The organism is Spirillospora sp. NPDC048819 (genome assembly GCF_040650055.1).
In the GTDB taxonomy this organism is placed as follows: domain Bacteria; phylum Actinomycetota; class Actinomycetes; order Streptosporangiales; family Streptosporangiaceae; genus Spirillospora.
Window position 1 is genome coordinate 12,063 of the sequence record NZ_JBEZGN010000048.1, and the last position, 12,041, is coordinate 24,103.

Genomic DNA, 12,041 nt, shown 5'->3' on the forward strand with positions numbered 1-12,041 from the left:
CCGGACTGTGTTCCGCCGGCCGGGGAAAGTTTTTCCGGTCCGCCTGAACGAAGCGATGGGTCTGTCCGGTTAGCGGGTCTGGCGTTCTTTTCCGTGCAGTCCTGCTAGGGGCTCGACATGGCCGGTTGCCCAGACCCAGGCGGCGATGCCGACTCGGTTGCGGGCGTTGAGCTTGGCCTGGATGCTGGCGATGTGGGTCTTGACGGTGCCCGGTGAGATGAACAGATCGGCAGCGATCTCCGCGTTGGTCTTGGCGTGTGCGACGCCGCGGGCGATGTCGAGTTCACGCGTGGTCAGCACGCCGGCGTCGGGGCGGGTGGCGGCCGGCGGCGGGGTGAGCCGGCGGAGCAGCCGTACGGTGATCTGCGGGCTGATCATCGTGTCTCCGGCCATGGCCGCGCGTGCGGCCTCGATGAGCAGCATGGGGCCGGAGCGTTTCAGTAGGAATCCGCAGGCGCCGTTGTGCAGGGCCCTGGTGACGTAGTCGTCGAGGTCGAAGATGGTCATGACGATGACGCGGATCGGGTCGGATGCCTGCGGTCCGGCGAGTTGCCGGGTGACCTCCAGACCGTCCACGCGGGGCATGCGGATGTCGGCGAACACGATGTCGGGTCTCAGGTGACGGGCCATCTCGATCGCCGCCGCGCCGTTGGCGGCCTCACCGACGACGGTCATGTCGGGCTGGGCGTCCAGCACGAGGCGCAGGCCGCTGCGTATATCGGCCTGGTCGTCGGCGATGAGGATGCGGGTCGTTGCCGCGGTCATGCGGTTCTCACCTGGTCACGGAGTCGGAGGTGGTCAGCGGCAGGAGGGCGGTCACGCGCCAGCCGTCGAGGGCTTCGCCGCGGCGCTGACTGGAGTAGGGCCCGGCGGTCAGTGTGCCGCCGAGTGCCCGCACCCGTTCGGTGAGGCCAGCCCGAAGCCACCGTGGCGATCGGCTCGCGGCACCGACGCCCGGACGGGGGAGGTGCCGTTGTTGCTGACCGTGACCTCCAGTGCTGAGCCGCCCGAAGGCCGGATGGTGGTGGTGACCGTGGTCGCGGTAGGGGCGTGTCGCCGTACGTTCGTCAGTGCCTCGGCAACGATCCGGTACGCCGTGGCGCTCAGGTCTCCTGGTAATGAGGCGGCGAGATCCGGGGCGAGATCGAGCCGGACGGTCGCCGTCCCGGCTGCCGAGAACTGTTCGGCCAGTTCGGACAGGTCCGTCAGGCCTGGTAGGGGTGCGCGAGCCCCGGGGCCGGCCGCCGATTCCTCCCCGGTTGGCGTGCGAGGGTCGGCGGCGTCGGATTCGTGGAGCATGTGCACGGTTCGGTCCATCGACGCGAGGGCTCGGAGTCCGGCTGCCTCGATGCGTTCCAGGGCGGCGAGCGTCCGGTCGAGGTCGTGGTCCTGGTCGGCGACGAACCGGGTCGCCTGGGCTTGGACCACGATGCCGCTGATGTCGTGGGCGACGAAGTCGTGCAGGTCCCTGGCTATCTCCAGGCGTACGGCCTGGCGGGAGTGCGCCAGCGCGCGGCGGCGGCGCACGTCGGTCCACCGCAGGCACCCGCCGATGAGCGCCGCGCCGATCGCGAACATGGTCCAGAGCGCGCTCCAGGCCACCGCCTGGAGCGGGTGCGACGCCGGTGGCCGGTCGCCGAATCGCCACACCCACACGCTGACCGCGACGCCCAGCAGCGTGCCGGAGACGATCGCCTGACGCCGCGGCGCCGCACGGACCACGATGGCGATGAGGCTGAGGAGCGCCATCGCCTCCACCGTGGCTTCCGTCCGGGCGGTGTCCCCGAGCGCTGGCCTGTAGACGATGACGGCGGCGGTCGTCGCCGTGGACACGGCGGCCGCCGACCCCGCGATCCACGCGATCTTGGGCCGAGCACGCAGTCGCCACCACTCAAGCCGGTCTCGCATGGGCCCGACAGTAGCCGGATGGTGGACGCCGCCCCTTCCCCCGAACGGGGGAGATGACCACGGCACACCGACCTGGAACCTCCCGAACGGCAGATGGTCGTGCGCATCGGCGGACACCGAAGGTTGAAGCCATGAGCAGCACAGGAGATGTGACAGCGTCGCGCTCAAGCTTGGCGCGGCCCCTGTCGGCCACGGTCGGCGGATCGGCCACCGGCTCATCCGGGGTGCGGTCCGGCAGGCCCATGTGGGTCGCATACGTGGCGGCGAGCTGGTCGGTGCTGTACGGCCTGCTCGGGTTGTACTGGTCCTTCGGTGGGGCGGGCTTCCCGTTCGGGACGGTGGACGATCCGCTCGGCGCACGGGTATCGATCCTTGAGTCGGCCCGGCGGGACGTTGCCGCACCGGTGATCGCCGCCTTGGGACTGGTGGGTGCGCTGTCGGCGATGCTGATGGCGCGTACCCGCATGCGAGGGCTGCCCGGTGGGGCGCTGCTGGGCTTGGCCTGGACGGCGGCGGTGACGCTGACCCTCGTGATCCCTGATTACCGACCGCTGGCGGCGGTGGGTCGTACGCCGGTGTTCCTGGTCGGCCGGTCGTTGTTCGATTGGCCGAAGGGAGTCGAATTCTTCGGGCCCGGCATGTTCGAATGGCCGGTTCTCAACCAGTTCATGCTGATCGGTGGCGGGCTGGCCTGGGCGGCCACGGCGGTCGCCTACCGCCGGAGGGGCCGCGGCGCTTGCGGTGACTGCGGCCGTATCGGGGACGTCCTGACCGGGTGGACGACACCCGCCGGAACAGCCCGGTGGGGGCGTTGGGCGGTCGCAGTCGCAGTCGCGGTTCCACTCCTGTACGCGCTGACCCGCTGGGCCGTCGCCCTGGCCATCCCGCTCGGCTATGCCACTGAGGACATCCGGCAGGAGGCGCGTGAGTCTCCCGGTATCTGGTGGGCCGGTGCAGGGCTGGCGACATTCGCGGCGGCGGGCGCGGTTCTCACACTCGGCCTCGTCCAGCGCTGGGGCGAGGTCTACCCACGCTGGATCCCGTACCTGCGCGGCAAGCCGGTGCGGCCCCGCACGGCGATCGTCCCCGCCTCGCTGGTCACGGTGATCGTGACGGAGGCGGGACTGATGTTCAACCGCGCTCTGATTCTCGGCCACGCCCCCACCGACGGCGTCGCCGACCTCGTGCTCTCCGCGCCCAGCCAGCTCTGGACGCTGTGGGGCCTCGCCCTCGGCGCCGCGACCTTCGCGTACCACCTCCGCCGCCGCGGCCGGTGCGGCTCCTGCGGCCAACGCTAGCCCGCCATTTGATGACCCCCTGCGGGTCGACTCCTGCCCGGCGAGGCCCCGCCCGGCACCACCATTCGTGGGTACGGCCTCGGTCTGATCAAGCATGAGATCCCCGGCTGCGGACAATTCTGGGGCCACAACGGAGCCTTCGCCGGCACCCACGCCAATGTGCTGGTCAGCGACGACGGCCGACGCCATTTCACCTATGTCCTCACCTTGAGCGGCTATCACCAAGCGGACTCGAACGGCAACGAAATCCCCACACCGATCGGCCGGGCACTGGAGAACCTCCAAGAACAAGCCGTCCGCCAAGCACTTTGCCCGTCCCGGTGACGACATGAGACGCTCAGCAGCCCGTCCCCGGGTGCGCAGCCTCTTCGGAGTTCGCTCTGGTCGACCGGTCCAGGCGATGGTCTTCCCGATGATCCGAGCGGAACCAGGCGGTGGTGCCGACGGTCCAACCCCTTCGGGACGACGATTCAGGAGTGTCGGGGTTGCAAGCATTTACGCGTGTGGTGACCGTGCTGGCGCTGTTGCTCGTCTCGTCGGCGGCCTCGGTGGCGCAGCCGGCGTGGGCGTGCGGCTGCGGTGCGATGATCTCCGACAGCTCGGTCACGATCTCCGCGGAGACGTCGATCGTCCGTTATGACGCGGCGGCGCGCACCGAGGAGATCGTGATGCGGTTGTCGGCCGAGTCGGAGGAGAAGGACGCGGCCTGGCTGCTGCCCACGCCGTCCGAGGCCGCGGTGCGGCTCGGTGAGCGCGGCTGGTTCGAGGAGCTCGAAGCGCTCACCGAGCCGCGCGTGGTCACCCGGCGGGTCTGGTTCCCCGACCTCGGCTTCGGCGACGGCGACGGCGCGGGCGCCGAGGCCGGGTCGGGCGGACGCGGCGGGGCCGTCGAGGTGCTCGGTGAACGCGACCTCGGGCCGTTTCGCGTGGCGACGCTCGACGCCGACGATCCGGAGGCGCTGGCCGACTGGCTGTCCGGCAACGGCTACCGGCTGCGTCCGGACCTGGAGAAGGCACTCGGCCCCTACGTCGAGCAGGGATGGAAGTACGTCGCGGTGAAGCTGCGAGCCGGTTCCGGAACCCTCACCGGCGAGCTCGACCCGCTGCGCGTCTCGTTCGCCTCGGACGAGCTCGTCTATCCGATGCGGCTGTCGAGCCTCGCCGAGAACACGCAACGGCTGCACCTGTACGTGCTGGGCGAGCATCGGGTGCGGCAGACGACCGGTGCGCGGATGCGGCTGGCCTTCGCCGGGCAGGTGACGCCCGGGCAGGTCGACTCCCCGCAACTGCGGACATTCCTCGGGCAGGGCCTGTTCATGACCGAACTCATCGACGGCGGGATCGATCCCGAGCAGATCGTCGACGACTACCGCTTCACCGCGACCGACGACGAGCCCTACCGGCAGGTGGTCTACAAGCGGGAGGTCGTCCGGTTCCTGGGCATGCCGGCCGGCTGGCTGATCGTCTTCACCACCGGCGGTCTGGCCGTGGCGCTGGGCGTAGTGCTACTGATGCGTCTCCGCTCCCGAGGAAACCTGGCCCGGCACCCCCGCCGGCCGAGTCCGTGAGGACCGGACGCGCCAGGGTGCCGTGCGGGTTCCCCGACTCGGCGGGTCGCCTCGGCGGAGGTGGGTCAGGACATGTCACTCATCACGGCGAACCCCGGTGGGGCGGCGCACCGGGAATGACGCTCGGCGGGAGCCATTCGGTGGTTCGGTAATCGCCCTTGTCGACGTAGGCGAACGGTGCCGGGCCCTGGCACCGTTGTGAAGAGGTCGTGTCGCCCGGGTCCATGAACCAGGAGAAGCCCAGCCGGTCTGGACGGCCCTTGCCCGAGTCGTGGACGGAGAATCCGCGGCGGACGCCCTTCAGCCCGGAGACGTCGGGCTGGCCGGCGCCGAAGGCGACGGCTCCATCGATCACGCCGGTGAACGTCGCGGTCCGGCCGCCGACGAGGAGGCAGTCGACATGCCCCCAGAACTTGACGCCGTTCTTGTGGCTCTTGTCGCTGTAATGGGCGACGGAGAACGTACCCGTGGTACCGGGCACCCCTGAGGGCGGGTATCCCTCCACGGCCAACCCCGAGGCCTTGAACGCGAACTCGCGGTCCTGGTCGTCGCCGAAATAGATGTGGCCCCAGCCGGAGATCGAGGGACCTTCAGGGTCGGTACGGTCCGCGGGCGCGGCCCATGCGGCGGTGCTCGAAGCGGTGGTGGCCAGCGCCGCCAGCAACGCACCGGCGGCGAAGGCGCGGCGACGCGGTTTTCCGGGCTTGTCGGCGGCTTTGCGGATCGCTCTATCGAACATCGGACCCTCCTCGGATTCCGGGTTTGCCTGCTCCGCCAACTTTCGCGCTGCGGGCGCGATCCCTCCTCCCCATGGCAGGGGAGGCAGGTCCCTCGCATGGGGGAATCTCTCGCGGAATGCCGGCAGGGACGTGCGGGTCACGACTCGCGGTTTGCGACGACGTCAGGATCCGCGCTACGGGCTGATGTGACCGGTGACCGGTGACCGGTGACCGATGACCGATTACCGGTGGCTGTCACCTGCGATCTTCACCGGAGGTACGCCCGGGGTTCGCCGTCAGGACGCCGTGCGCTGCCAGGTCGCTTCTAGATCATCGGCGAACGGACGGGGAGTCTGGATGAAGTCACGCGTCGGACGGGTGGGTCTGGGCACCGCCGCCATCACGATCGGGCTGGCCGGATTGGTCGCCGCGCCCCCGGCGGAGGCGGGCCCGAGGCGGCTGTTCGAGCGGACGGCCACCTACCCGGTCTTCCAGAACCGTCCCGCCGGGACGCCCGCCGAGGACGAGACCGTGGCCGAGATCAGCGCGGTCAGCCGGGACGGGCGGACGCTGGTCTACACCGACGCGGCGGCCGCGAGGCTGGGGTTCCTGGACATCTCCGACCCGGACAGGCCGCGCGGGCTCGGAACAATCCAGCTCGCAGAGGGAGAGGAGCCCACTTCCGTCACCGTGGCCGGGCCGTATGTGCTGGCCGTCATCGACACCAGCGAAAGCTACACCGACCCGTCCGGCCGGCTGGACGTGATCCGGCTCGCCGACCGTACCCGGGTGCGCAGCCTGGAACTGCGCGGGCAGCCCGACTCGATCGCGCTCAGCAAGGACGGGCGCTACGCCGCGCTCGCCGTCGAGAACGAGCGGGACGAAGACGCGGGCGACGGGGGTCTGCCGCAGGCCCCCGCCGGGTTCCTGCAGATCCTCGACCTCGATGGCCCCGACCCCGCGGGCTGGGGGCTGCGCAAGGTGCCCTTCACGGCGGCGGACGGCACCGCGCTGCCGGCGTTCGTCCGTGCCGGGCTGGACACCCCGGCCGACCCCGAGCCCGAGTACGTCACGATCAACGACGCGGGCAAGGTCGCCGTGACGCTGCAGGAGAACAACGGCGTCGCCGTCGTCGCTCTGCGCACCGGAAAGATCGAGCGGGTCTTCTCGACCGGCACGATGACCGTTGACGGCATCGACACCGGCGACGACGGTTCGGTGAACCTCACCGGGTCCATCAGGGACGTTCCGCGTGAGCCCGACGCGGTCGCCTGGATCGACGACCGCACCCTGGCCACCGCGAACGAGGGCGACTGGAAGGGCGGCAGCCGAGGCTGGACCGTCTTCAGCGACACCGGCGAAGTCCTCTGGGACGCGGGCAGTTCCTTCGAACACCTCGCCGTCCGTTACGGCCATCACAACGACGACCGCGCGGGCAAGAAGGGCACCGAGCCGGAAGGGCTGGCCGTTGCGACCTACCGGGGCCGCCGGTACGCCTTCGTCGCCTCCGAGCGGGCCAACTTCGTCGCCGTCTACGACGTGTCCCGGCCGTCCAGGCCGAGGTTCGTGCAGTTCCTGCCGGCCAACGCCGGGCCGGAGGGGCTGCTGCCGGTGCCGTCGCGGGGCCTCCTCGTCGTCTCCAGCGAGGAGGACGACGCCGAGGCCGGACTGCGGGCGGGCGTTCAGATCTTCCGGCTGGGCAAGCCCGAAGTGCCCGGCCTCGTAGCCTGGGAGCCGATCGGCTGGGGCGCGCTGTCGGGCTTGTCGCCGGTGCCAGGCGATCGCCACGGGCTGTACGCGGTGTCCGATTCGTTCTACACCCCCACCCGGATCTACCGGATCGACACCAAGGGCCGCCCGGCCACGATCACCGGGGCCGTGACCGTCACCAAGGACGGCGCACCGGCCGGCTACGACGCCGAGGGCGTCATCGCCCGGCCCCGCGGCGGGTTCTGGATGGCGTCCGAGGGCAACGCCGACAAGACCGGCACCCTCTACCGGCGGAACCTGCTCGTCCGGCTGGACGGGCGGGGCGCCGTCCAGCGGGAGATCCCGCTGCCGGACGACCTCGCCGCACGGGTGGGCAAGCAGGGTCTTGAGGGCATCGCGGTGACCGGGACCGCCTCCGCCGAGCAGGTCTGGGTGACGATGCAACGCCCGCTGCCGGGCGATCCGGCCGACGTGGTGCGGCTGGGCCGTTACAGCGTCGCCACCGGCGCGTGGGCCTGGTTCGGCTACAGGCTGGAGCCGTCGGCCTCATCCGCCAACTGGAACGGGCTGTCGGAACTGATCGTGGCCGGCGACCGGCTCGCGGTGGTCGAGCGGGACAAGGCCGGCGGCACGGCCGCGGCGCACAAGAAGATCTACTCCGTGCCGCTGCCTTCCGGGACGCCCGAAGCGGGAACCCTTCCGGTGCTGCGCAAGCGGCTCGTCCGCGACCTGGTGCCGGACCTGCGGGGCTTCGGCGGCCAGGTCCAGGAGAAGGTCGAGGGCCTGGCCGTCACCGGAGGCGGCCGCGTCTGGGTGGTCACCGACAACGACGGTGTCCAGGACGCGACCGGCGAAACCGTCTTCTACTCTCCCGGCACGGCCCGGAAGCTGTTCGGTCGCTGACGCCCGGCCGGAACGACGGTGTCGCCCCACGCGGCGACACCGTCGTTCCGGCCGCCGCGCCGCGGGGCGACAGTGCCGGGCGCTGACCACCGACCGCACCCACCGGATGCCGCGACCATGGCCTTGGTCAGCGGGGAATGGTCGGGGTGTACGGCTAGGCCGCTCGGAGCGTGCGGCGTGGGCGCTGGTCATTAGATGGCCGTGCCGGGCCGCCGCCGCTCCGTCCGCCAGGCGCTGGCGGTCACCGGGTCGGCGCGGCCGTGCGAGCCGTCGCCTCGGGCACTCGGGCCTCACATGATTTCGGTGAGGCGGTCGACCTGGGTCGGGTCGAGGCCGTAGCAATACAGCATGACCTCGTCGGCGCCGAGGTCGGCGAAGGCGTCGATGGCGTCGCGGATCTGGGCGGGTGTGGTGAGCATGCCGGCGACCATCTGGTCGGCCATGCCGGTGAAGGCGTAGTAGGCGTGCATGTTGGCGTGGGCGTCGTCGATCACGCTCTGAGGGCCGAGCGCAACGTTGACCTGCGCGATGATGCGGGGTTCGCCGTCGCGGCCGTGTTCCTTCCAGGACGTGCGGACGGTGTCGAACAGGCCGCCCGCCCAGGAGGGTGCGGCGGCGGCCAGGAAACCGTCGCCCCAGCGCGCGACGCGTTCGAGCGCGGCGGGTTTGAAGCCGCCGAACAGCACCTCGGGACCGCCGGGACGGGCGGGCGCGGGGCCGATCGGGCCGACTCCCTCGCCGTACGGTTCGCCGGACCAGATACGGCGCATGACCGTCATCTGCTCGTCCAGGCGGCGGCCCCGGGTGTGCAAGTCGACGCCCGCGGCCTGGTGGTCGTCGTCCCGGCCGCCGACACCGAGGCCGAGGACGAGGCGGCCGCCGGTCAGCCGGTCCAGGGTGGCGGCCTGCTTGGCCAGCAGGGCGGCCTCGCGCAGCGGGGCCAACAGCACCTCGGTCTGGACGCGGACGCGGGACGTGGCACCCGCCAGAACGGCGAGAGTGACCAGGGGCTCGGGGTTGTGGAAGACGAGTCGGTCGAGCAGACCGAGTGTGCTGAAGGGGCCGGCGTCGGCGCGCCGGGCCCAGTCGAGCAGGTTGGCCGGATCGCCGATGGGCAGGCCGATACCGATGTTCATGAGCGAGACCTCCGTGGGAAGGGACGGCGAAAACTGCTGCCGCCCCTCCTGGCACCTCAGTGAGGTGGGACGCTTCCGCTCTGCGGCGTACTTCGGGGGAAGCGCTCATCGAAGTGATCATTACAGTACGGCGAACGCCGTTTGTTCGGCAAGTCAGATGATCCGATCTGCGTCGAAGGGCGCCGGCAGTGCGAGAGTCTTCGCCTGCCCGCTCAGGTTGGTCAGCGGTGTATCCGGTAGCGCAGGTGGAGGACGCGGTTGCCCTGGATCACCACGTCGGGATCCTCCAGCAGGTGCTGTGCGTTGACCGAGCCGAAGTAGCGCTTGCCGGACCCGAAGACCACGGGCGCCACGTCCATGGCGACCTCGTCGACGAGCCCTGCGGCCAGCACCTGGCCGCCGACGTCGCCGGCGGCGACCTCGACCGTGCGGTCGCCCGCGAGCTCCTGTGCCTTGGCCATGGCGGTCTCGACGCCGTCGACGAAGTGGAACGGGGCCTCGGGTTTCCAGCCCTCGGGCTTCGAACGGTGCGACACGACGACCACGTGGTCGATTCCGCCCGGTGGCGTGCCGCCCCAGCCGTCGGTCATGTCGAAGACGTGGCGGCCGACGAGGGTCACTCCGATCTGGTCCCAGTACTGCCGGGTGTGGTCGTAGGACGCCTGCGACACCTTCACCGCCCCGGTCTCGTCCAACGGGACGTCACCGCTGGACATCCAGTCGAACAGCGGTCCGACCTGGTCGTCGTCGTCCGCGATGAAGCCGTCCACCGACACCGTGCTGTACATGACCACCTTGCCCACGGGCTCTCTCCTCTCTCCGGGAAAGTGCCCATACTGGCGCGTCAGGAGTCGTCGGCTCTTGTAAGAAATCAATCGGCCGGCAGCGGCCCGACGTCGAGCGCATGGCCGGGATGCTCGCGCAGGAACCGCCGCCTGACCTCGATGTACCGGGTCGGCGTGAGCCCGGTGAACGTCCGGAACTCGTGGCCGAAGTGGGCTTGGTCGAAGTAGCCGGCGCGACCGGCGAGGTCGACCCAGTCGACCGGGCCGGTGGGGTCGATCGCGCGCACGGCGGCGGCGAAGCGGTAGGTGCGGGCGAGCCGCTTCGGCGTGATGCCGATGAGCTCCTTGAACCGCTGTGCCAGATGGGTGTTGCTGACGCCGGCCGCCGCGCTCAGGTCGCCGATCGCCACCGCTCCCCCGGCCGCCGCGATGACGCCGCTCGTGTGGCGGACCAGCCCCAGGCCGACGCTTTCGGAGAGCCGTCGCATCAGTTCGTTCTCGAGCAGCGTCAGCATCCCGTGCGGCCGGGCCGCCGCGGCCAGCCGCTCCCGCAGCCCGGCGACGGGCCCCCAGACCTGCTCCACCGTGACCGGCCGGTCGCACAGCTCGGAGGCGGGCATCGGCAGGAACGGCGCCGGCCCCCACGGCTTGAAGTGCACGCCGACCGACCGGGTCCCCGGTGGGTAGCCGAACTCGACGGCGCGGGTGGGCGTGGTGATCACGCAGCCGTCGGCGTACTCGGTGTCGGTGCCGGCGCGGATGCGGAACGGCGCCCCGAGGTTGAGGATGAGCACCGCGGACGGCATCGGCGGCAGCGTCAGCCGGGGGTACGGCGGCGCACCCTCCAGGTAGTAGAGGTCGTCGATCAGCCCGTCCAGCGGCGGTCGCGGCACTCTGGACACGTACTCCACGCGACACGGCATCGCCGACGCGCCGGCGGGCAGCCGGCCGTCACGGCCGGCCGAAGAGGTAGAAGAGGACCGCGCCCTCGCCGTTCTGCCGGACCGGCTCCGCACTCGATCCGGGCGACGGTCCTTTGCGCTGCTCGGCGATCCTGGCGGCCACCTCGATCAATGCCGTGATGGCGTCGTTCACGTGCCCTGCCGACCACACTGGTCCAAGGCGCAACATCGGTTCCTCGTCCAACCGGACGAAGACGAGGTCGCCTCGGTGGTCGTATGCACGTGCGACCGATAGGGCGGTCGGCTTGACCGCGTCGGACCTGGCCAGCGAGTCGACGATCTCGCTCATCGACCGGCAGGGCGGTCCGACCCGCGGAATCGGCCGGCCTCCGGGAGTCTTCGACGGCCAGAGAATGTGCTCGATCGAACTCGGTCCCGAGACATCGGCCATGTCCGGGATCCCGTAGGTGGCGAGTTCTTCGAGGCTGACCGTCTTGCGACGTCCGAGCGGATGTCCGTTGCGCATGGCCAGCACCATCGGCTGCTCCTCGATCACCGGGCCGCACGCGAACTCGGCGGTCTCCTCCGGGAGCCATGAGACCAGGACGTCGACCGTGCCGCTTTGGAGCGTCTGGTAGGGGCGGTTCAGCGGGACCTCGTGCACCCGGACGCGGTACTGGGGCCGGCAGGTCTCGAAGTCATTGATGAGCGAGGTCAGCGCCGGACCGGCGCTCGTCGTCGTGCAGCCGACCACGAGCGTCTCCCGAAGTCCCGCCGCGAAGTCCCGGGCCCGGTCCACGGCTCGTGCCAGCTCATCGTAGGTTCTGGTCAGTTCGGCATGGAACGACTTGCCGAGCGGGGTCAGCGTTACCCGGCGGCTTGTGCGATCGAGCAGACGGCCGCCGATTCTGCGCTCGAGAGCGGAGAGGGTGCGGCTCACGTACGGCTGGGTGAGCAGGAGGCGATCGGCCGCGCGGCCGAAGTGGAGTTCTTGGCCCAGGACGAGGAAGACGCGTAACTGCTGCAGGTTGAGGTCTGCCGGGGTGCGTTCGGCCATGAGCGTGCCTCTGCTTCCTGTAATCGTTCCAATGATGGGGCCGCTCTGGAAAGGG

At 70.6% G+C, this 12,041-nt stretch carries 11 protein-coding genes; 4 read left to right on the forward strand and 7 right to left on the reverse strand.

The window, feature by feature from the left end; translation table 11 throughout:
- Window positions 1-69 precede the first annotated feature (69 nt).
- Window positions 70-765, reverse strand: coding sequence for a response regulator transcription factor (locus AB0C35_RS40505; RefSeq protein ID WP_358468015.1), 696 nt, complete (start codon window positions 763-765; stop codon window positions 70-72).
- Between the two features lie 108 nt (window positions 766-873).
- Entirely contained in the window at window positions 874-1,908 is a 1,035-nt protein-coding gene (locus AB0C35_RS40510) for a histidine kinase (RefSeq protein WP_358468018.1), read from the reverse strand.
- A gap of 242 nt (window positions 1,909-2,150) precedes the next feature.
- Here AB0C35_RS40510 and AB0C35_RS40515 point away from each other — a divergent pair, with 242 nt between their 5' ends.
- The 3 genes from AB0C35_RS40515 to AB0C35_RS40525 all read left to right on the forward strand — a co-directional run bounded on the left by AB0C35_RS40515 (window position 2,151) and on the right by AB0C35_RS40525 (window position 4,774).
- Window positions 2,151-3,206, forward strand: coding sequence for a hypothetical protein (locus AB0C35_RS40515; RefSeq protein WP_358468021.1), 1,056 nt, complete (start codon window positions 2,151-2,153; stop codon window positions 3,204-3,206).
- Between the two features lie 159 nt (window positions 3,207-3,365).
- Complete coding sequence (locus AB0C35_RS40520) at window positions 3,366-3,530, forward strand: hypothetical protein (RefSeq protein WP_358468022.1); 165 nt, start codon at window positions 3,366-3,368, stop codon at window positions 3,528-3,530.
- Between the two features lie 179 nt (window positions 3,531-3,709).
- The gene (locus AB0C35_RS40525) at window positions 3,710-4,774 is read left to right on the forward strand and encodes a DUF2330 domain-containing protein (protein WP_358468025.1); all 1,065 of its coding nucleotides are present in this window, start codon (window positions 3,710-3,712) and stop codon (window positions 4,772-4,774) included.
- An 82-nt stretch (window positions 4,775-4,856) separates the two neighbouring features.
- On the opposite strand, the gene AB0C35_RS40530 is transcribed toward AB0C35_RS40525, so the two are convergent.
- A complete protein-coding gene (locus tag AB0C35_RS40530; protein WP_358468028.1) occupies window positions 4,857-5,513 on the reverse strand; it encodes a hypothetical protein in 657 nt (218 codons plus the stop codon).
- A 337-nt stretch (window positions 5,514-5,850) separates the two neighbouring features.
- On the opposite strand from AB0C35_RS40530, the gene AB0C35_RS40535 reads away from it, so the two are divergent.
- Entirely contained in the window at window positions 5,851-8,106 is a 2,256-nt protein-coding gene (locus AB0C35_RS40535) for an esterase-like activity of phytase family protein (protein ID WP_358468030.1), read from the forward strand.
- 290 nt (window positions 8,107-8,396) lie between these two features.
- Here AB0C35_RS40535 and AB0C35_RS40540 read toward each other — a convergent pair whose 3' ends face one another.
- The 4 genes from AB0C35_RS40540 to AB0C35_RS40555 all read right to left on the reverse strand — a co-directional run bounded on the left by AB0C35_RS40540 (window position 8,397) and on the right by AB0C35_RS40555 (window position 11,986).
- Window positions 8,397-9,242 (reverse strand): LLM class flavin-dependent oxidoreductase, encoded by an 846-nt coding sequence (locus AB0C35_RS40540; RefSeq protein ID WP_358468033.1) that lies wholly within the window; start codon window positions 9,240-9,242, stop codon window positions 8,397-8,399.
- 221 nt (window positions 9,243-9,463) lie between these two features.
- Window positions 9,464-10,045, reverse strand: coding sequence for a dihydrofolate reductase family protein (locus tag AB0C35_RS40545; protein WP_358468036.1), 582 nt, complete (start codon window positions 10,043-10,045; stop codon window positions 9,464-9,466).
- A 68-nt stretch (window positions 10,046-10,113) separates the two neighbouring features.
- The gene (locus AB0C35_RS40550) at window positions 10,114-10,929 is read right to left on the reverse strand and encodes a helix-turn-helix domain-containing protein (RefSeq protein WP_358468039.1); all 816 of its coding nucleotides are present in this window, start codon (window positions 10,927-10,929) and stop codon (window positions 10,114-10,116) included.
- Between the two features lie 49 nt (window positions 10,930-10,978).
- Window positions 10,979-11,986, reverse strand: a complete 1,008-nt coding sequence (locus AB0C35_RS40555; protein WP_358468042.1) for a LysR family transcriptional regulator — start codon at window positions 11,984-11,986, stop codon at window positions 10,979-10,981.
- Between the last annotated feature and the right edge of the window lie 55 nt (window positions 11,987-12,041).

Bases quoted from the DNA above. Each gene is read 5' to 3' on its own strand.
- AB0C35_RS40510 (WP_358468018.1), bottom strand. From the start codon at position 1,908: ATGCGAGACCGGCTTGAGTGGTGGCGACTGCGTGCTCGGCCCAAGATC.
- AB0C35_RS40505 (WP_358468015.1), bottom strand. From the start codon at position 765: ATGACCGCGGCAACGACCCGCATCCTCATCGCCGACGACCAGGCCGAT.
- AB0C35_RS40555 (WP_358468042.1), bottom strand. From the start codon at position 11,986: ATGGCCGAACGCACCCCGGCAGACCTCAACCTGCAGCAGTTACGCGTC.
- AB0C35_RS40540 (WP_358468033.1), bottom strand. From the start codon at position 9,242: ATGAACATCGGTATCGGCCTGCCCATCGGCGATCCGGCCAACCTGCTC.
- AB0C35_RS40515 (WP_358468021.1), top strand. From the start codon at position 2,151: ATGTGGGTCGCATACGTGGCGGCGAGCTGGTCGGTGCTGTACGGCCTG.
- AB0C35_RS40530 (WP_358468028.1), bottom strand. From the start codon at position 5,513: ATGTTCGATAGAGCGATCCGCAAAGCCGCCGACAAGCCCGGAAAACCG.
- AB0C35_RS40535 (WP_358468030.1), top strand. From the start codon at position 5,851: ATGAAGTCACGCGTCGGACGGGTGGGTCTGGGCACCGCCGCCATCACG.